Below are 20,494 nucleotides of genomic sequence, written 5' to 3'. Positions count from 1 at the left end.
GCGGGAATCCGGCTGACGCGCCCCTGCCGCGCGCCTGCCCCCTCGCACCTGTTCGCTCCCCCATCCACAGCGATTCTCAGCAGTCTCACTGTCGCCCGTTGTCCCGCGCGTTCCCCGGTCGTGATCGCCCTACTGAGTGATAGTCGACGTTTACAAGATCAACGGCACTCTGAGCAAACGATCACGTGCGGTACGCGAGGGAGAGACTAGCGGTTCACTCGATCGTGAAAATGGCGACCCCTTGACTTTCTCCGCACATCGGACACGACCGTCCGATAGGGCGAAGTCCGGATCTCCAAAGGGTGGCCAAAAGGGTAATAAACCGAAGACGTGGCTACGGAGTGACAACAGGCCCTTGCCCAGCGCCACCAATCAGGGGGATGGTCTGATCACCCATCCGAGAGCCGGTTACCGGCGTGACGAAGGACTCCCCATGGGCGCCAAGAAGACCGGCGGCAGCGAGCCTGCCGACCCCCTTTTCGCCGCCCTGCGCGCGTTCATCCGAGCCCGCGGATCGGACTATCTCAAAGACCCGAACGTCTCCTCGATCGGCGTCGGCTACAAGATCCGCGGCCGCAGGCAGACCAAAGAGGTCTCGATCCAGTTCACCGTCGCGGCCAAGGCCGAGCCCGAACAGCTCGAGGCACTCGGAACCACGATGCTGCCGCCGTCGATCATCGTCAACGGTGTCGAGGTGCCCACCGACGTGCTGGAACGGGTCTACAAGGCCGAGTTCCGGGTGGTCGCCGAGTCCGATCCGAACGCGCGCAAGGTTCGGGTCGACCCGGTCCGGCCGGGGGTCAGCGTCGGCCACCCGAGCATCACCTGCGGCACGATCGGCGCGATCGTCTACGACGTGGAGACCGGCAAGCCCTGCGTGCTGAGCAACTGGCACGTGCTGCACGGCAACAGCGGCGCGCTCGGCGACGTCGTCGTGCAGCCGGGAACCCACGACGACAACCGCACCGCCCAGAACCACCTGGGGCCGCTGCTGCGCTCGTACCTGGGGATCGCGGGCGACGGCGCCATCGCCGCGATCGAGGGACGTGGGATCGACGCGTCCCAGCTCGACCTCGACGTCGTGGTCGACGAACTCGGCGAGCCCGAGCTGGGCGACAAGGTGGTCAAGGGCGGGCGCACGACCGGTGTCACCCACGGCGTCGTGCGGCGGATCGACACGATCGCGAAAATCAACTACGGCGGTGCCAAGGGGATCATCGAAGTCGGCTGCTTCGAGATCGGCGTGGACACGGCGAAGAAGCCCCTCGACGGCGAGATCAGCAGCGGCGGCGACTCCGGGGCGGCCTGGGTCTTCAAGGCGGCGAACGGGCGGCCGGGCAAGGTGCTGGCCGGGCTGCACTTCGCGGGCGAGGGCGGCGGCGACCCGGACGAGCACGCGCTGGCCTGCCTGCCCCGCTCGATTTTCGAGAAGCTCGGCGTCACGCTCGTCCGACCCGAGGCCGGGGTCGCGGTCGGGGGCTTCGACCCGGGGTTCCTGAGTGTGCCGCTGGCGGTGCCGGACCTGGACCCGGCGGTGCGCGACGACGCGGTCGCCGTGGACGGGACGACCCGGGTCGACTACACGCATTTCTCGCTCACCATGAGCCGGAATCGGCAATTCGCCTACTGGGTGGCGTGGAATGTCGATGGCGGCGGACTCAAGAAGATCAGTCGCACCGGAATTCCATTTGTGAAAGATCCTCGCTTGCCTGCCGGAGTTCAGGCCGGAGACGAGCTGTATCGGGACAATCGGCTCGATCGGGGACATCTCGCCCGCCGGGCCGATCTTCTCTGGGGCTCACTGGACGAAGCGCGTCAGGCCAATCGCGACTCGTTCTTCTTCACGAACATCACCCCGCAGATGGACGACTTCAATCAGAGCGCGCGAAATGGCCTGTGGGGACGGTTGGAGGACGCGGTCTTCGCCGATGTCGACGTCGACGACTTGAAGGTCAGCATCTTCGGCGGGCCGGTGTTCGGCGCCGACGACCGGGTCTTTCGCGGGGTGGCCATTCCCCGGGAGTTCTGGAAGGTCATCGCCTTCGTCGAGGGCGCAACGCTGCGGGCGAGCGCGTTCCTGCTGACCCAGAACCTCGACCAGCTCGAAACCCTGGACCTGGACGAGTTCCGCGTGTTCCAGGTGTCGGTGGCCGAGCTCGAGGCCCGCACCAACGTGCGACTGCCCGACGCCGTCCGCGCCGCGGACACCGTGCCGGTGCGGCCCGAGGCCGCAGGCCCGCCCGCGCCGCTGTCGAGCCTCGCGGACATCGTGTGGATTACTTGACCGTCCCCAAGATCCTGGAGACGGCGATCTCGATGACGACCCGGCGCGGGTTGACCCGCGGGGTCTTGTAGCGCTGCGCGTAACGGTTCTCCGCGTCGGCGACGGCGGCGGCGTCCTGGACGACGACCGCCCGCCCCTCCACAGTGGACCAGCGGCGGCCGTCCACTTGGCACAGGGCGGCGGGCGCGCTGCCCGCCTTGAGGATGTGCCGCACCTTCGCGGAGTCACCGGAGGTGATCACCCGCGCGACACCGCGCTCGAAGTCCATGGTCGCCCCGACCGGCACCACGTGTGGGGTGCCGTCGGGGCGGACCGTGGTCAGCGTGCAGAGATGGCGTTCCCGCCAGAACGTCTCGAACTCATCGGATACCGGTGGCACCCGCCAAGCCTAATCAGCCTTCGTCACCGAAGAACGACTCACCGGCCTCTTCGAAGACCTCGCCGAGGACCATTCCGCCGACGACGCCCGCGGCCAAGCCGCCAACCATGCCCATGCCGCCTCCGCCGCGGTGACCGCCGTGATGACCGCCGCCGTGGAAACCGTGGGAGGGGCGCCGGGACGAGACCTCGGAGAGCCACTGGGAGATCAGCGCGGTCCAGTCGGTGCGCTCGGCCTCGTTATGGGCGACATGGAAGCGACCGAACGCGTCGCCGCCGGAGGAGAACATGCCGGGCCTGCGGTCGGCTTCGAGGACCACGGCCATGCCCGCCGGGTCGGCGACGAAGGTCAGCTCGACCTGGCTGATGCCACGCGCCAGCTCGCGCGGCGGGTGGAACTCGATCTCCTGGAAGAACGGCAGCCGCTGGTCGACACCGTGGATGCGGCCGTGCTCGAGGTCCGCGGAGCGGAACTGGAAGCCGAGCCGGGCGAACGCCTCCAGGACCGCGGCCTGCGACGGCAGCGGCACGATGTGCAGGGCGTCGAGGTCGCCCTTGTCGACGGCCTTGGCGACGGCCAGCTCGGTGCGCAGGCCCAGCCCCATGCCGTGCAGCTGGTGGCCGAAGACCTCGGTGACCGGCGCTTCCCACGGGACCGGCATCCGAAAGGGGACCACGGTGCTCTGGCCCGCGGCCAGCGGGAACCGGCCGGACACGACGTTGCGGTCGAACTCGACGACGGCCGCGCCGCCCTCGCTGCGCTCGACCCTGGTGACCAGCGACAGCGCGATGTAGTCGATGTCGCTGGGCGCGTCGCCACCGGTCATCCGCACCTCGCCGACGATCTCGCCGCCGGGGTACACGCGGGACTCCGTCAACACCGTGTCGACCGTCGGGCCGCCGACGCCGAGCGCGCGCAGCATCTTCTTGAACACCATCAGGCAGTTCTCTCCTTAAGAGCGGGCCGTCACCGTCAAACGGGTCGCGCCGGGCGCGCGTTCCCGAGTCTCGCCATCCTTGACGCACCAGCGGGGGAACGGTTCCCTGCGGTACGCCGAACACTGAGTGAGCGGAGAGCCCCATGATCGCATCGCCCGCCCGACTCGATCGGGCGACCGTCGACCGCCTGGGCGAGGAGCGACTCGACTGGCGGTTCAAGTCGGTGCCGGACGCGCTGTTCGGGATCACCGTCGCCGAGGCGGGCAGGCGGCGTCCCGACCTGTTCGACTTCGTCGGGCCGGTCGTGGCGCTCGACGGTCCCTCGATCGAGCACAACCTGGCCACCATGGCGGCGTGGACCGCCGAGCGCGGGCTGCTGCTCGCCCCACACGGCAAGACGACCATGGCGCCCTCGTTGTTCGCCCGCCAACTCGACCACGGCGCGTGGGCGATCACCGCGGCCACGGCCGGGCAGCTGCGGGTGTACCGCGCGTTCGGGGTCAGCCGGGTCGTCCTGGCCAACGAGTTCCTCGACCCGGCTGGGCTGCGGTGGCTGGCCGCCGAACTGGACGCCGACCCCGACTTCGAGTTCACCTGCTGGGTCGACTCGGTGCGCGGGGTGGAGCTGATGACCGAGGCCTGGACTGGCGTCCGCCCGGTCGACGTGCTGGTGGAGGTCGGTGTCCCCGGCGGGCGCACCGGGGCGCGCGATCTCGCCACGGCCCGCGCGGTCGCCGCGGCCATCGTGGCCAGCCCGGCGCTGCGGCTGGTCGGGGTCGGCGGATACGAGGCCCCGGCGTCGGCCGACGCGAGCCCAGCCGGGCTGGACGCCGTCGCCGCGTACCTCGACCGGCTGCGGGCGACGGTGCGCGAGCTGTCGTTCGAGACCGAGCAGGTGATCGTCACCGCCGGTGGCAGCGCGTTCTTCGACCTGGTCGCCGACGCGCTGAGCGCGCCGTGGCCGGTCCCGGTGCTGCCCGTGCTGCGCTGCGGCACCTATCTGACCCATGACGACGGCTTCTACCGGGACATCTCCCCGCTGGGCGAGCACCCCCGAGTGCCCGGTCCCCCGCTGCGCTCGGCGCTGCGCGCGTGGGCGCAGGTCGTCTCCCGGCCCGAACCCGGCCTGGCGCTGCTCGCCGCGGGCAAACGGGACCTGCCCTACGACTTGGGCCTGCCCGTGCCCCGGCTCCTGCGCACACCCACGGGAGTGACCGCGCTGACCGGCTGCAAGGTGACAGCGCTCAACGACCAACACGCCTTTCTCAGGGCCGACGCCGGAGCCGACATGGCCGTCGACGTCGGCGACTGGGTGGGCCTCGGCCTGTCGCATCCGTGCACGACGTTCGACAAGTGGAGCCTGCTGCCGGTGACCGCCGCGGACGGCCGCACGGTCACCGAGTTCGTCCGCACCTTCTTTTGACCCAGCCTTCTGACCCAGCCTTCTGACCCAGCCTTCTGGCCCCAGCCTGCCGATCCAGCCCCCCGCGAGATGGAAAGTCGGTATGCCCGCAGCCCTGGCGCGGGCGCCCGTGGGGCCGCATCGTGGGGCGAAACCCAGTCATTTCGTGACATGAATGTCTTGACACACCCTTGTGAGCAGGACCACCCTTTACCGCAATGGTCTAAACCACTCAGCACTACCGCCGCCCCGCGTCCCTGGGGCGGCGCTCGGAAGGCGGTTGTCGTGAGAACGTGGTCAAAGTCGGTCGCAGGAGCAGCAACAGTGATGCTCGCACTATCCGGGTGTGCGGGTTCGGGGGGTACGGACCAGGCGGCCCCGCCTGCCGGTCCCCGCACGCTGACCGTGTGGCTGATGAACGGTTCAGCACCGGACAAGCTGACCGACGCGCTGCACAAGGAGTTCCAGGAGTCCCACAAGGACGTCACGGTCAAGTTCGAGGTCCAGCAGTGGAACGGGATCCAGGACAAGCTGACCACGGCGTTAGCGGGCAATGACGCGCCCGACATCATCGAGATCGGCAACACCCAGGCACCGAAGTTCGCCAAGGCGGGCGCGCTCGTGGACCTCACCGCGGAAGCCTCCGATTTCAACAAGGACCAGTGGCTCACCAGCCTCAAGGACTCCGGCTCGTGGGACGGCAAGCAGTACGCCGTGCCGTTCTACGCGGCGAACCGCCTGGTCCTCTACCGCAAGGACATGTTCGAGCAGGCGGGCATCACCGCGCCGCCCGCGTCGCGGCAGGAGTGGCTCGACGCGATCACCAAGCTGCGCGCCAAGTTCGGCTCCGACCCGGAGTTCCAGGCGCTCTACCTGCCCGGACAGAACTGGTACACCCTGCTGTCGTTCATCTACGACGAGGGCGGCGACATCGCCAAGCGTGACGGCACCAAGTTCACCGCGAGCCTCGACACCCCGGAGGCCAAGGCGGGCCTGGAGTTCTACAAGCAGCTGCAGGAGGCCTCGGGCACCAAGGCGCCCAAGGACACCGACGAGCAGACGCCCGAGCAGGCCGGGATCTACGGCCAGGGCAAGGTCGCGATGATGATCGCGCTGCCGTGGGAGCTCGCCACCGCGGCCAAGGGCAACCCGGACCTGACCGCCAAGTCCTCGGCGTTCCCGATCCCCTCGAAGAAGTCCGGCACCACCGCGCCGGTGTTCCAGGGTGGCTCGAACCTGGCCATCCCGGCCAAGAGCCAGGACCAGGACCTGGCCAAGGACTACCTCAAGCTGATGACCAGCGCGAAGTACCAGTCCCAGTTCGCCGGCGCCGGGATGATCCCCGGCACGTCCACCGACGTCGCCGCGCTCGACTCGGACCCGGTGACCGCGGCCATGGCCAAGGCGTCCCGCAACGGTCGCGCCGTGCCCGCCACCCCGGGCTGGGCCACCATCGAGGCCGGTCAGAACCCGCTCAAGGACATGCTGACCGCGTTCCTCACCGGAGCGAAGTCGATCGACGCGGCGACGGCCGACGCCAATGCCGCTCTCAACAAGGCGTTCGCGGGCTGATCGTCCGATGACCGCTCCCACTGTGAACCCCTTGCGGCCCGCGGAGGCACCCCCGCGGGCCGCAAGGCCCCAGCGCCGCTTCACCGCGCAGCGGGCCGCGCCCTACCTGATGCTGGCTCCGGCGGTGGTCATCCTCGTGGCCCTGCTGGGCTGGCCCGCCCTGCAGGTCCTCGGGATCAGCTTCCGCAGGCTCGACCTCGGCGAGCTGATCCGCGGCGAGATCGTGTGGGTCGGCTTCGACAACTACCGGGAGGTGTTGTCCGACCCCGAGTTCTGGATCATCGGACTGCGCACGGTGCTGTTCACCGGGGCGTGCGTCCTCGCGACGGTCGGGATCGGGCTCGGCATCGCGGTCCTCATGCGACACCTCGGCGCACCGGTCCGCATCGCCCTGCAGGTCGCCTTGGTGCTGGCGTGGGCGACGCCGATCATCGCGACCACCACGGTGTTCCAGTGGATGTTCGACCAGCAGTACGGGATCTTGAACAAGACGTTGGTGGCGTTGGGTTTCGACAGTTTCGCCGGCTACTCCTGGTTCACCAGCGGGGTCAGCACGCTCAGTGTCATCGGGCTGCTGATCCTGTGGCAGGCCGTGCCATTCGTCGCGTTCACCCTCTACGCGGGACTGCTCGGCGCCTCGAAGGACCTCTATGAGGCGGCGAGCATCGACGGCGCCACACCGTTTCAGGCGTTCCGCGCGGTCAGCTGGCCGGCCCTGCGCCCGCTGCTGACGATGGTCACGTTCCTCTCGGTTCTCTGGGACTTCAAGGTGTTCACCCAGATCTGGGCCCTCAAACAGGGCGGCCCCGACGGGGAGAGCACGACGCTGCCGGTCCTGCTCTACCTCAAGGGCATCTCCGGCAGCCACTTCGGCGTCGCGTCCGCGGTGGCGGTGCTGATGCTGCTGATCCTGGTCGGCGTGACCTGGCGGTACATGCGCCTGCTGGTGCGATCACAGGAGACGGAGCTGTAGATGAAGACGCGATCCCAGCGCATGGCGCTCTCCGCGGCCGGACTCTTCGTCGCGCTGCTGTTCTTCTTCCCCACCTACTGGATGCTCACCACCGCGCTCAAGAAGCCCGGCGACATCCTCTCCACCGACTACGACCTGGTCCCGCTCTCGGCCACTGTGGACAACTTCACCACGGCGATCACCAAGCCGGGCTTCACGACCTTCCTGACCAACAGCCTGATCGTCACCCTGGGCGCGGTCGCGTGCGCGCTGGTCGCCGGTCTCCTGGCGGCGGTTCCGTTGGCCCGCATGCGGTTCAGCGGCCGCCGGGGGTTCGTGCTGCTCGTTCTCGTCGCCCAACTCGCGCCACTTGAGGCGCTGTTCGTGCCGATGTACCTGATCATGCGCGACGCGAACCTGCTCGACACGCTTCCGTCGCTTCTGCTGGTGTACATGGCTTTCACGCTGCCGTTCACCATCTGGACGCTGCGCGGGTTCGTCAAGGGAATCCCGATCGAGCTGGAGGAGGCCGCGATGGTCGACGGATGCGGGCGCTGGGGCGTGTTCCGGCGGATCACCCTGCCGCTGCTCGGCCCCGGCCTGGTGGCCACATCGGTGTTCGGGTTCGTCACCGCGTGGAACGAATTCCTCTACGCCCTGGTGTTCATGCGCGACCAGTCCAAGCAAACGCTTCCGGTGTGGCTCTCGTCGTTCCGGACCGCGTTCGGCACCGACTGGGGTGGCATCATGGCCGCGTCGGTGATCTACGCGCTGCCCGCGCTGGTGTTCTTCATGCTGGTGCAGCGCAAGCTCGTCGCGGGCACGACCGCCGGGGCGGTGAAGGGCTGATGGACACCCTGCACAAGCTGGCGCACGCCGTGCTGCTGCCCGGGTTCGCGGGCACGACCGCACCGGACTGGTTGCGCGGCCGCATCGCCGACGGCCTCGGGGGCGTCGTCTTCTTCGGCCGCAACGTCGTCGACGACGACCAGGTCGCGACGCTCAGCGCGGCGCTGCGGGCCGAACGCGACGACGTCGTGATCGGCATCGACGAGGAGGGCGGCGACGTCACCCGGCTCGACGCCGCCGCCGGCAGCAAGCTCCCCGGCGGGTTGGCCCTGGCCGCCGCCGGGGACCTCAACCTCACCGCGGAGGTCGGCCTGGCGCTCGGCGCCCGGCTCGCCCGGTGCGGGGTGACGCTGAACCTGGCGCCCTGCGCGGATCTCTCGCTCACCCAGGACGATCCCATCATCGGTGTCCGGGCGTTCGGCTCGGACCCGTCGACGGCCGCCGCGCACGTGGCCGCGACCGTGCGTGGCATGCAGCGTTCGGGAGTCGCGGCTTGCGCCAAGCACTTCCCCGGCCACGGCGCGGCGACCGCCGACTCCCACCTGACCCTGCCCGTGCTGCCGCGCACCCCCGAGGAATTGGCCATCACCGAGCTGGTCCCGTTCCGCGCCGCGATCGACGCGGGGGTCCGGGCGATCATGTCCGGGCACCTCGTGGTGCCCGCGTGGGGACCGGAACCGGCCACCACCAACGAGATCGCCATCGGCAAGGTGCTGCGCGGCGAACTCGGGTTCACCGGGACGGTCGTCACCGACGCCATCGAGATGGGCGCGGTCGCGGGCACCCTGGGCGACGCGGCCGGTCTGCGTGAGGCCGCGGTCCGCGCGCTCGCCGCGGGAGCGGACGCGCTGTGCGTCGGCGGCGACACCGCCGACGCCGAGGCCGTCACCGCGCTGGTCGAGCGGATCGTCCAGGCGGTCCGCGACGGGGTCCTGACCGAGGAGCGGCTCGCCGAGGCGGCGGCCCGCACCCGGGCACTCGGCGCCCCGGCCGCGGCCATCACCGGAGTCCGCGACCAGCTCGACCTGGGCCTGGAGGTGGCGCGCAAAGCTTTGCGCGCCACCGAGATCCCCGATCTGGGAGCTGCTCCCCTGGTGGTCGACGTCGAGGTGGCGCCGACCATCGCGGCCGGACCCGTCGCGTGGGGCCTGGCACCGCACCTGGCCGAACTACTGCCCGGCGCGGTGCCCGTCGCACCGTCCGATCTGGCCGACCGGGCCGATCTGGCGTCCAAAGTGGTCATCGTGAGCACCCGCGACGCGCACCGGCACCCCGTCGCGCGCGATCTGGTGCGCCGGCTGGTCGAGGCGTCGGCGATCGTGGTGCACGTCGAGACCGGGGTCCCCGGTCCCGGTCTCGGCGCCGCCGCCCGGATCGACACGCACAGCGGTTCGTGGTCGAGCCTGCGGGCCGCGGCCGAACTCCTCGCCTTCCGCGACGGACGGCTGAGACCCCCGGCTGCCGCCTCGCGGTAGTCCCCCCACGTCCCTCCGCACCCGCATCGCGGAGTGGTCGCCGGCAGTGCCTGAGCCCGCGCGCCCATCAGGTTTGGCCGGTTCGTTCACATCCCTGCTCTCGATTGAGGTGAACTATGTCCAAATTCCGATGGCATCTCACCGCGGCCTTAGTAGCGGCGGCGACCGTGACGGTGGCACTCGTCGCCGCCCCCGCCAGCGGCGCCGCGACACCGACGGCGGAGTTCGTGAAGACCTCCGACTGGGGAAGCGGATGGGAGGCCAAGTACACGATCCGCAACGGCGGTTCATCGACGCTCACCAGCTGGACGGTGGCGTTCGACCTGCCTGCGGGCACGACGATCTCGTCGTCTTGGGACGCCACTCGCAGCCAGTCCGGGAACCGGTACACGTTCAAGAACCTGTCGTGGAACGGTTCCATCGCCCCGGGTGGCACCGCGTCCTTCGGCTTCGTCGCGGCGGGCCCTGGGTCGCCGTCGGGTTGCACGCTCAACGGTGTGTCCTGCGGTGGCGGCACTCCGCCGACCAGCACCACCAACCCGACAACCACGACCAACCCCACGACCACAAACCCGACCACGACGACCAACCCGACTACCACCACGGGCCCGACGACGCCTCCCCCGCCGCCCGGTTCCAAGGTGATCGGCTACTTCGCGCAGTGGGGCGTCTACGGGCGCAACTACCACGTGAAGAACATCGTCACAAGCGGGTCGGCCTCGAAGCTGACGCACATCAACTACGCGTTCGGCAATGTCCAGAATGGACAGTGCACGATCGGCGACAGCTACGCCGACTATGACAAGGCGTACACCGCCGCCGACAGCGTCGACGGTGTGGCGGACACGTGGGACCAGCCGCTGCGCGGCAGCTTCAACCAGCTGCGCAAGCTGAAGAAGGCGTACCCGCACATCAAGGTCATCTGGTCGTTCGGCGGTTGGACCTGGTCCGGCGGCTTCGGCCAGGCCGCGCAGAACCCGGCGGCGTTCGCGGAGTCCTGCTACAAGCTGGTCGAGGACCCGCGCTGGGCCGACGTGTTCGACGGCATCGACATCGACTGGGAATACCCGAACGCCTGTGGTCTGACCTGTGACACCAGCGGTCCGGCGTCGTTCAAGAACCTGATGAGCGCTCTGCGCGGCCGGTTCGGCTCCTCGAACCTGCTGACCGCGGCGATCACCGCGGACGGCTCGTCCGGCGGCAAGATCGACGCCGCCGACTACGGCGGCGCGGCGCAGTACGTGGACTGGTACATGCCGATGACGTACGACTTCTTCGGCGCGTGGGCGGCTCAGGGGCCGACCGCGCCGCACTCTCCGCTGACGTCGTACAACGGGATCCCGCAGCAGGGCTTCAACTCCGACGCGGCGATCCAGAAGCTCAAGGCGAAGGGCGTCCCGGCGTCGAAGCTGTTGCTGGGCATCGGCTTCTACGGCCGCGGCTGGACCGGGGTCACCCAGTCCGCCCCCGGTGGGACGGCGACCGGCGCCGCTCCGGGAACGTACGAGGCGGGCATCGAGGACTACAAGGTCCTGAAGACGAAGTGCCCGGCCAATGGCACGATCGCGGGCACGGCGTACGCGCACTGCGGTTCGCAGTGGTGGAGCTACGACACTCCCGCGACCATCGCGGGCAAGAAGAGCTACGCCGGCCAGCAGGGGCTCGGCGGGATGTTCTTCTGGGAGCTCTCCGGTGACACGACAAACGGTGAATTGATCACCGCGCTGCGTGGGTGATCTTCCGACTGGGACGAGTCGGAATGGGCGGCTGCCTCGGGTTCCCCGGGGCAGCCGTTCGTCCGTTTCAGGGTCTCTCGGCGGTCGTCGCTGAAACAAGTGGGGAAAAGGTGGGAATATCACGTAACTTTTCCGGCCTGCCAACGGGTTGCCACCAAGGTGTTCGGCTAGGCACGATCGGTGAACCCTGCATCGACGACTCGTCGGCCGGCTGTCCCCCTTGGACCGGCCGCGGGAAGGATACATCGTGAGAAGTGCTCTCTTCGGCGTGCTCGGAAAGGCTGGTGTCCTGGCAGCAGGCGCCGTCGCCGTGCTCGCCACCGCCGTCGGCCAGGCCGCCGCGGCGCCGCCGCCCACCCAGCCGGGCGACGTCAGCCCGATGGTCGTCGGCGGCACCCAGGCCGCGAAGGGCGAGTTCCCCTGGATGGTCCGGCTGTCCATGGGCTGCGGCGGCGCCATGTACTCCGAGCAGCTCGTGCTCACCGCGGCCCACTGTTTCCCCTCCACCCCGACCGGGAACACCACCAGCACCACCGTCACCTACGGGGTGACCGACCTGCAGGACAGCACCGCGACGAAGCGGACGTCCTCGTATCTCTACAAGAACCCCGGCTATGGCACGTCCGCGGGCGGTGACTGGGCGCTGCTGAAGCTGTCGAGCCCGATCACGGGTGCGGCGGTGCTGCCGATCGCCAGGACGAAGGCCTACGACACCGGCACGTTCACCATCGCCGGGTGGGGTGACACCTCGGAGGGCGGCAACGCCTCGCGGTACCTGCTCAAGGCTCAGGTGCCGTTCGTGGACGACACCACCTGCAAGAACTCGAGCTCGTACTACTCGGACCTGATCTTCAACGCCGAGATCTGCGCGGGGTACCCGCAGGGTGGCACCGACACCTGCCAGGGTGACTCCGGTGGCCCGATGTTCCGTCGCGACGACAACAACGCGTGGATCCAGGTCGGCGTCGTCAGCCACGGCGAAGGCTGCGCGCGGCCGAACGCCCCCGGCGTCTACACCGAGGTCAGCTCGTTCGCGTCGGCGATCGACGCGAAGGCCAAGGAGCTCGGTGGCGGCACCACGCCCCCGCCCACCGGCAAGGTCTTCGAGAACGCCAACAACGTCAACATCGCCGACAACGGCGCCGCGGTGACCAGCTCGATCGCGGTCTCCGGCGTGACCGGCAACGCGCCCGCCGCCCTGCAGGTGGGCGTGGACATCAAGCACACCTGGCGCGGTGACCTGGTGATCGACCTGGTGGCCCCGGATGGCTCCACGTACCGGATGAAGAACTCGTCGAGCAACGACTCCGCCGACAACGTGATCACCACCTACACGGTGAACGCGTCGACCGAGGTCGCGAACGGAACTTGGACGCTCAAGGTTCAGGACGTCGCCTCGCAGGACGTCGGCTACATCGACAGCTGGAAGCTCACCTTCTAGTCCGCTGTTCCTCCTCCCCAGAATTCTGGGGTCGGTCACCTAGCGGCTGATGTGCGGTTCCGTGGGGACCGTGGCGGAGTTTCGCCACGGTCCCCTTCGGTGTGCCCGGTCGAAGCGTGTCCGGCTGGTCACCCCTGCCGCCAAGCGCCGCTAGCCGTCCCGCTCGCGGCGGCACTCGACCCGGTCGAGCACCACCGCCACGGCGTTCACCGCGTCGCCGCACAGCGGCTCAAGACCCGCGCACACACGCCAGTGCTCGAGCCGGGAATCACCCACACCCCCACCCGTGTCGGTCTACCCGATCTTGGGCAGAGCCCCTACCCGGTGGAGGTCAGAGGTTCTCGGTGATCGGCTCCGGTAGGTCGCGCATGGACCGCAACGGTGAGAAGACGATCCAGGCCACGGCAAGCCAGGCGCCGACGACCGACACCGCGAGTGTGCCGCGCACACCGATGGCTTCGCCGAGTATCCCGCCGAGCAGGGCACCGACCGGGATGACGCTTCGGATGATCCATCTGACGCAGGCGTTCATCCGTCCGCGCATCTCCGGCGGGCACACCGATTGGCGGTAGGTGATCTGCACGACGTTGTAGAGCACGACCGAGAAACTGTTGGCGAACAAGCCGATGGAGATGAGGGCTACCCCGGTGCCCGAGCCTGCCAGCGGGACGAGCAGGGCAAGCCCGCCGACGGCGAGCTTGCCCGCCCAGAGCACACGGGCGGTGCCGATGCGCCTAGCCAGTGGCATCGCCATGATCGCGCCTAGGACCCCGCCCGCCCCACCGATGCCGATCACGAGTCCGGCCAGCGCGGTGGACACCGCCAGCTCGCGGACCAGGTATAGCACGACCATCGACGCCGTGATCGCGTCGAAGAGGTTGGCTGTCGCGCCGCAGGCGACGACCCGGCGCAGGATCGGGTGCCGGACGACGAACCGGACCCCGTCCGTGATCTGGTGCCGGAAGCCCGGTCCGGCATCGGATCCGTGGACAGCGGGGCGCAGACGATCCGGGGCGCCGATCAACGCCAGGGTGACCGCGCTGACCGCGAACGACGCGGCGTCCACCACCAGCACGCTCTCCGCGGAGAGGACGAGCACCGCCGATCCGGCGAGGCCGGGTCCGAGCACGGCGGCGACCGCGTTGGTCGCGGCGATCCGCCCGTTGCCCTCGATGAGCCGATCAGGCGGCAGGAGTTCCGGAACGTAGCTCTGCCAGGCGACTTCGAACAGCACCGCGAAGACACCCAGCAGGAACGCGGCGACGACAACATGCGTCATGGTCAACGAGCCCAACCCGGCCGCGACCGGGATCGCCAGTGCCACAACAGTTCTGACCAGGTCGCAGGCGATCATCAACCGACGCTTCGCCACTCGGTCCACCAGTACGCCCGCCGGTAGCGGCATCAGGAACCACGCGACGGTGCCGGATGCCGCCAGCAGCCCGACCTGGAACGTGGACGCGTGCAGCGCGGTGACCGCGATCAGCGGCAGTACCAGCACCGTTGTCGCGGACCCGAGGTCACTGAGAGTTTGACCCGACCACAGCAGACGGAAGTCCTTGTCGCACCAAAGTGAAATTGAGGGGCCCCGCGTTCTCCGGACAGCTCGTCGGTGAGATTCCTATGCTGCGAGCTGGGTATTGAGGAAATCGTTGTGGACCTCAAGTGGCGTCCGGTATCCGATTGCGGAGTGGAGTCGGGTCCGATTGTAGAACCCTTCGACGTATGCGACAACGGCCTGGCGCGCTTCGGCTCGTGTGGCGAATGTCATGTGGTGCAGCCATTCGTTCTTCAGTGCGGAGAAGAACGATTCGGCCATCGCATTGTCCCAGCAGACACCGGTCCTGCCGACCGATTGACGCATTCCCAAGGCGGTGAGATGGGCGGCGTAGTCGTAAGAGGTGTAATTGGAACCCCGGTCGGAGTGGAAAATGCAGTCACGCTCGATGGTGATCGTGACGGCGGCATTATCGAGCGCGGCCCGGATCAGCGATGTCCGGTAGTGATCGCCCATGGACCATCCGACGATCATTTTCGAGTAGCAGTCGATCACCGTCGCCAGATAGAGAAACCCCTCGCCGGTCGCGATATACGTGATGTCGCCGACCAGCTTCGTTCCCGGCGCGTCGGCGGTGAAGTCCCGTGCGACCAGGTCGGGGATCCGTTGGCCGGTGCCGGCCTCGGTAGTGGACGGCCGCCACGGCTTCGGCTGCCTGGTGACCAGCCCCGACTCGCGCATCAACGCCCGCACCAGCTCCTGGCTGACCTGGACGCCGGAGCGGGCCAGGACGGCGTGCACCCGGCGGTGCCCGTAGACATGGTGGTTCGCGTCGAACACCGCGGTGATCATGTCTTGCAGGGCTCGCCTGCGCGTCGAGGTCGCGCTTTCGGGGCGATTTCTCCATTCGTAGAATCCCGCGCGGGAAACCGACATCCAGGCACACATCCTGCTGATCGGATAGCTGTCCTTCTCGCCGTCGATGAACTCGTACTTCGAGGTCACCGATATTCCTGGGCGAAGAAGGCCGCCGCTTTTCCCAGGAACTCGGTACGCATCCGCAGCTCCTAGTTCTCGCGTTCGAGTTCACGCAACCGAGCGCGTTCGCTCACGGTCAAAGGCTCCTCGTCGACCGGATGCTTCCGCCGGTACTGGGCAACCCAATTCGCCAAGGTGCCCTCATTTACGCCGAGTTCCCGCGCCACCTGAGCGACCGGACGAGGTGGCTGTGAATTGACCACCATCTTCACGGCCTCATCCCGAAACTCGGACGAGAACTTCCTGCGCTTCTCTGCCATCGATCATCCTTCCGTACAGACCGACCTTAATAGGTCAGCTGTCCGGAAACTCAGGGGCTCCTCAAATCATGAGCGCTGACAGATGGGAACCGGAGTGGTGGTCATGGCGTCCATGGGTGTTCTTTCGGGTGATCAGGCGGCGCGGTGCGCGAGGGCGCGCAGGAAGAACGCCACGTTGGCTGGGCGTTCGGCGAGGCGGCGCATGAAGTAGGCGTACCAGTCGGTCCCGAAGGGGATGTAGACCCGAACCTGGTAGCCGTCGAGCGCGTTCTGGCGCTGTAGGTCGCCGCGCACGCCGTACAGCATCTGCAGCTCCCAGTCGGAGTTGCTGCGACCTGATCCGGCGAACGCTTGTTTGGCGACGGACACCATGTGCGGGTCGTGCGTGGCGATCATCGGGCAGACCCGCGCCCGGATTGTCGCGGCCGCGGCGGCCGGTGAGGCACTCGATCCCGACCGGGCCGGTGACCGTCAGGGTGGTGGAATACACCATTCCCGACCGGCCCGGCGCCACCGACCGCCGTGACGAGGAACCGATCCGGCTGGTCACCACAATCAGCGCCGCCACCGCCGCACCGGGCGCCGCACTGGCGGCGGCCTATCAGCAACGCTGGGAACACGAACCCGGGAACAATCAGCTCAAAACCCATCTCCGCGGCCCCGGGCGGGTGTTGCGTTCGGGTAGCCCGGACATGGTCCGTCAGGAAATCTACGGCTACCTCCTGACCCACTACGCGCTCAGCGCCCTGATCTGCCGGGCCGCCACCGAAGCCGACATCGACCCTGACCGGGTCAAATTCCTGCGCACGGTGCGCATCACACGCCGCCAGGTCACCGACCTGGCGGCCTTTCCCCCTGAGCGGGTCGACCAAGCACTCACCGCGGTCATCACCGACATCACCGCCAGAAGAAACCTGAACCCACCACGCCGACACCGCACCTACCCGCGCGTGATCAAACGCGCCCGACACAGCCACTACCGCGGCAAACAAGCCACCGACCTGGGTGTTCGACATGCCGGTCCACCCACAGTCACCCTCACCAGCCACACCACAGCAGCATGATCAACTCAAGCTAAGTGGCATTGGGGGTCGCCCCCCAGAAACGAACGCAAAAGTGCCCCTGTATTCGCGTGTTCTGCGAATACAGGGGCACCCTGCAACTTTTGTCCGGCGGCGTCCTACTCTCCCACACCCTCACGAGTGCAGTACCATCGGCGCTGGCAGGCTTAGCTTCCGGGTTCGGGATGGGACCGGGCGTTTCCCTGCCGCTATGACCGCCGTAACTCTATGAAACTGTCAACCTCAACCCACCAACCCAGAACACACGTAGGTGTTGTGGTGGTGGGGTGGTTGGTGTCTCAGACACCGCACAGTGGATGCGTAGCATGTTTGTAGCAAGCCCTCGGCCTATTAGTACCGGTCAACTCCACCCATTACTGGGCTTCCATTTCCGGCCTATCAACCCAGTGGTCTGCTGGGGGCCTTAACCCCTCAAAGGGGGTGGGAGACCTCATCTTGGAACAGGCTTCCCGCTTAGATGCCTTCAGCGGTTATCCCTTCCGAACGTAGCCAACCAGCCATGCCCCTGGCGGGACAACTGGCACACCAGAGGTTCGTCCGTCCCGGTCCTCTCGTACTAGGGACAGCCTTCCTCAAGTCTCCTGCGCGCGCGGCGGATAGGGACCGAACTGTCTCACGACGTTCTAAACCCAGCTCGCGTACCGCTTTAATGGGCGAACAGCCCAACCCTTGGGACCTACTCCAGCCCCAGGATGCGACGAGCCGACATCGAGGTGCCAAACCATGCCGTCGATATGGACTCTTGGGCAAGATCAGCCTGTTATCCCCGGGGTACCTTTTATCCGTTGAGCGACGCCGCTTCCACCAGCCAGCGCCGGATCACTAGTCCCGACTTTCGTCCCTGCTCGACCTGTCAGTCTCACAGTCAAGCTCCCTTGTGCACTTGCACTCGACACCTGATTGCCAACCAGGCTGAGGGAACCTTTGGGCGCCTCCGTTACCCTTTGGGAGGCAACCGCCCCAGTTAAACTACCCACCAGGCACTGTCCCTGAACCGGATCACGGTCCGAAGTTAGACACTCAGTACGATCAGAGTGGTATTTCAAGATTGACTCCACCCACACTGGCGTGAGGGCTTCACAGTCTCCCACCTATCCTACACAAACCGAACCAAGCACCAATACCAAGCTATAGTAAAGGTCCCGGGGTCTTTCCGTCCTGCCGCGCGTAACGAGCATCTTTACTCGTAGTGCAATTTCGCCGGGCCTATGGTTGAGACAGTCGAGAAGTCGTTACGCCATTCGTGCAGGTCGGAACTTACCCGACAAGGAATTTCGCTACCTTAGGATGGTTATAGTTACCACCGCCGTTTACTGGCGCTTAAATTCTCAGCTTCGCCCCGAAGGACTAACCGGTCCTCTTAACGTTCCAGCACCGGGCAGGCGTCAGTCCGTATACATCGTCTTGCGACTTCGCACGGACCTGTGTTTTTAGTAAACAGTCGCTTCTCGCTGGTCTCTGCGGCCACCTCGCCCTAGCCTGCAAGAGGCTTCAAGCGCTGTGGCCCCCCTTCTCCCGAAGTTACGGGGGCATTTTGCCGAGTTCCTTAACCATAGTTCACCCGATCGCCTTGGTATTCTCTACCTGACCACCTGTGTCGGTTTGGGGTACGGGCCGCGTGGAAACTCACTAGAGGCTTTTCTCGGCAGCATGGGATCACTCTACTTCGCCTCATTCGGCTATGCATCACGTCTCAGCCTTAACGGTTGACGGATTTGCCTATCAACCGGCCTACACGCTTACACCAGACACCAACTGCTGGCGGAGCTACCCTCCTGCGTCACCCCATCGTTTGGCTACTACCGGATCAGGTCCCGCGCTCCACTCACCCGGTCCGAAGACCAGACTCGCTTTGGGCGGTTAGTATCACCGAGCTCACCAGGGACGCGTCCACACGGGTACGGGAATATCAACCCGTTGTCCATCGACTACGCCTGTCGGCCTCGCCTTAGGTCCCGACTTACCCTGGGCGGATTAGCCTGGCCCAGGAACCCTTGGTCATCCGGCGGAAGAGTTTCTCACTCTTCTTTCGCTACTCATGCCTGCATTCTCACTCGCACAGCCTCCACACCTGGATCACTCCGGCGCTTCCATGGCTGCACGACGCTCCCCTACCCATCCACACCACTGCACCGAATCCCGAAAGACACGGTGGATGTATTGTGTGAATGACACAGCTTCGGCGGTGTGCTTAAGCCCCGCTACATTGTCGGCGCAGGACCACTTGACCAGTGAGCTATTACGCACTCTTTCAAGGGTGGCTGCTTCTAAGCCAACCTCCTGGTTGTCTGGGCGACCCCACATCCTTTCCCACTTAGCACACACTTAGGGGCCTTAGCTGGTGTTCTGGGCTGTTTCCCTCTCGACTACGAACCTTATCGCCCGCAGTCTCACTGCCGCACTCTAACACACCGGTATTCGGAGTTTGGTTGATTTCGGTAAGCTTGTAGGCCCCCTAGACCATCCAGTGCTCTACCCCCGGCGTGAAACATGCGACGCTGCACCTAAATGCATTTCGGGGAGAACCAGCTATCACGGAGTTTGATTGGCCTTTCACCCCTACCCACAGCTCATCCCCTCAGTTTTCAACCTAAGTGGGTTCGGGCCTCCACGACGTCTTACCGTCGCTTCACCCTGGCCATGGGTAGATCACTCCGCTTCGGGTCTAGACCACGCGACTCAAGCGCCCTATTCAGACTCGCTTTCGCTACGGCTACCCCACACGGGTTAACCTCGCCACGCAGCACTAACTCGCAGGCTCATTCTTCAAAAGGCACGCCATCACCCCGAAAGGCTCTGACGGCTTGTAGGCACACGGTTTCAGGTACTCTTTCACTCCCCTCCCGGGGTACTTTTCATCTTTCCCTCACGGTACTAGTCCGCTATCGGTCATCAGGAAGTATTTAGGCTTAGCGGGTGGTCCCGCCAGATTCACAGCAAATTTCACGAGCTCGCTGCTACTTGGGAACACTCTCAGGAGACACCGGGTTTTCACGTACGGGACTCTCACCCTCTACGGTCGCGCTTTCCAGCAACGTTCCACTAACCCAAGTGTTTTCTAACTCCTCAACAGACCGGCAGATCTGTTAGAAAGGTCCCACGACCCCGAACACGCAACCCCTGCCGGGTATCACACGTATCCGGTTTAGCCTCATCCGCTTTCGCTCGCCACTACTCACGGAATCACGGTTGTTTTCTCTTCCTACGGGTACTGAGATGTTTCACTTCCCCGCGTTCCCTCCACACACCCTATAGATTCAGGTGCGGGTGACACCACATGACTGATGCCGGGTTTCCCCATTCGGACATCCTCGGATCTCAGCTCGGTTGACAGCTCCCCGAGGCTTATCGCAGCCTCCTACGTCCTTCATCGGCTCCTGATGCCTAGACATCCACCGTATGCCCTTAATATCTTGCTACAAAGATGCTCGCATCCACTGTGCAGTTCTCAAACACCAACCAGAAACCCACCACAATCTCAAGAACACCTACCGAAGCTTCCGCTTCCACGGTTTGTTCTTTGCGGTGGCCCTGACCAGAGGACAACCCCACAACGGGTGTTGTCTCAGGACCCAACAGTGTGCCGAC

Annotated in this window: 14 protein-coding genes, 2 rRNA genes and 1 pseudogene; 9 read left to right on the top strand and 8 right to left on the bottom strand. The window is 66.4% G+C overall.

Annotated elements, in window-relative coordinates; all coding sequences use genetic code 11:
- The first annotated feature begins 433 nt into the window (after positions 1-433).
- Complete coding sequence (locus ACUZ2Y_RS02665) at positions 434-2,284, top strand: DNA/RNA non-specific endonuclease (protein WP_476326512.1); 1,851 nt, start codon at positions 434-436, stop codon at positions 2,282-2,284.
- Here the strand turns inward: ACUZ2Y_RS02665 and ACUZ2Y_RS02660 are convergent.
- Entirely contained in the window at positions 2,277-2,663 is a 387-nt protein-coding gene (locus ACUZ2Y_RS02660; protein WP_476326510.1) for a TIGR03618 family F420-dependent PPOX class oxidoreductase, read from the bottom strand. The two genes, ACUZ2Y_RS02665 and ACUZ2Y_RS02660, sit on opposite strands and share 8 nt — an antisense overlap.
- Positions 2,664-2,676: 13 nt before the next feature.
- Entirely contained in the window at positions 2,677-3,600 is a 924-nt protein-coding gene (locus ACUZ2Y_RS02655; protein ID WP_476326508.1) for a sporulation protein, read from the bottom strand.
- Between the two features lie 143 nt (positions 3,601-3,743).
- Between ACUZ2Y_RS02655 and ACUZ2Y_RS02650 the strand changes: the two genes are divergently transcribed.
- The 7 genes from ACUZ2Y_RS02650 (at position 3,744) to ACUZ2Y_RS02620 (ending at position 13,028) form a co-directional block, all read left to right on the top strand.
- Entirely contained in the window at positions 3,744-5,024 is a 1,281-nt protein-coding gene (locus tag ACUZ2Y_RS02650; protein ID WP_476326507.1) for a type III PLP-dependent enzyme domain-containing protein, read from the top strand.
- Positions 5,025-5,288: 264 nt separating this feature from the next.
- A complete protein-coding gene (locus ACUZ2Y_RS02645; protein WP_476326505.1) occupies positions 5,289-6,575 on the top strand; it encodes an extracellular solute-binding protein in 1,287 nt (428 codons plus the stop codon).
- 7 nt (positions 6,576-6,582) lie between these two features.
- The gene (locus tag ACUZ2Y_RS02640; protein WP_476326503.1) at positions 6,583-7,548 is read left to right on the top strand and encodes a carbohydrate ABC transporter permease; all 966 of its coding nucleotides are present in this window, start codon (positions 6,583-6,585) and stop codon (positions 7,546-7,548) included.
- Positions 7,549-8,376, top strand: a complete 828-nt coding sequence (locus ACUZ2Y_RS02635) for a carbohydrate ABC transporter permease (RefSeq protein WP_476326501.1) — start codon at positions 7,549-7,551, stop codon at positions 8,374-8,376. It abuts the gene before it with no gap.
- Positions 8,376-9,851 carry a glycoside hydrolase family 3 N-terminal domain-containing protein gene (locus ACUZ2Y_RS02630; RefSeq protein ID WP_476326500.1) on the top strand — a complete coding sequence of 492 codons (1,476 nt, stop codon included), beginning with the start codon at positions 8,376-8,378 and terminating at the stop codon, positions 9,849-9,851. Before ACUZ2Y_RS02635 ends, ACUZ2Y_RS02630 begins: the two co-directional genes overlap by 1 nt.
- Positions 9,852-9,967: 116 nt before the next feature.
- Positions 9,968-11,587, top strand: a complete 1,620-nt coding sequence (locus tag ACUZ2Y_RS02625) for a glycosyl hydrolase family 18 protein (protein WP_476326498.1) — start codon at positions 9,968-9,970, stop codon at positions 11,585-11,587.
- 247 nt (positions 11,588-11,834) lie between these two features.
- Complete coding sequence (locus ACUZ2Y_RS02620) at positions 11,835-13,028, top strand: trypsin-like serine protease (RefSeq protein ID WP_476326497.1); 1,194 nt, start codon at positions 11,835-11,837, stop codon at positions 13,026-13,028.
- Positions 13,029-13,178: 150 nt separating this feature from the next.
- On the opposite strand, the gene ACUZ2Y_RS02615 is transcribed toward ACUZ2Y_RS02620, so the two are convergent.
- From ACUZ2Y_RS02615 to ACUZ2Y_RS02600, 4 genes and pseudogenes are all read right to left on the bottom strand, one after another.
- Entirely contained in the window at positions 13,179-13,304 is a 126-nt protein-coding gene (locus ACUZ2Y_RS02615; protein WP_476326495.1) for a hypothetical protein, read from the bottom strand.
- A 55-nt stretch (positions 13,305-13,359) separates the two neighbouring features.
- Complete coding sequence (locus ACUZ2Y_RS02610) at positions 13,360-14,577, bottom strand: MFS transporter (protein ID WP_476331539.1); 1,218 nt, start codon at positions 14,575-14,577, stop codon at positions 13,360-13,362.
- 72 nt (positions 14,578-14,649) lie between these two features.
- Positions 14,650-15,824, bottom strand: a pseudogene (locus ACUZ2Y_RS02605) (IS3 family transposase).
- A 132-nt stretch (positions 15,825-15,956) separates the two neighbouring features.
- Entirely contained in the window at positions 15,957-16,241 is a 285-nt protein-coding gene (locus ACUZ2Y_RS02600) for a proline dehydrogenase family protein (protein WP_476331536.1), read from the bottom strand.
- A 62-nt stretch (positions 16,242-16,303) separates the two neighbouring features.
- On the opposite strand from ACUZ2Y_RS02600, the gene ACUZ2Y_RS02595 reads away from it, so the two are divergent.
- Positions 16,304-16,888, top strand: coding sequence for a hypothetical protein (locus tag ACUZ2Y_RS02595; RefSeq protein WP_476326493.1), 585 nt, complete (start codon positions 16,304-16,306; stop codon positions 16,886-16,888).
- 103 nt (positions 16,889-16,991) lie between these two features.
- Here the strand turns inward: ACUZ2Y_RS02595 and rrf are convergent.
- Together rrf and ACUZ2Y_RS02585 are read right to left on the bottom strand one after the other, a co-directional pair.
- A 5S ribosomal RNA gene (gene rrf / locus ACUZ2Y_RS02590) occupies positions 16,992-17,108 on the bottom strand.
- A gap of 108 nt (positions 17,109-17,216) precedes the next feature.
- A 23S ribosomal RNA gene (locus tag ACUZ2Y_RS02585) occupies positions 17,217-20,325 on the bottom strand.
- Positions 20,326-20,494: the final 169 nt, after the last annotated feature.

Source organism: Actinokineospora sp. UV203 (assembly GCF_056323665.1).
This window is presented reverse-complemented; position numbering and strand designations above follow the sequence as displayed.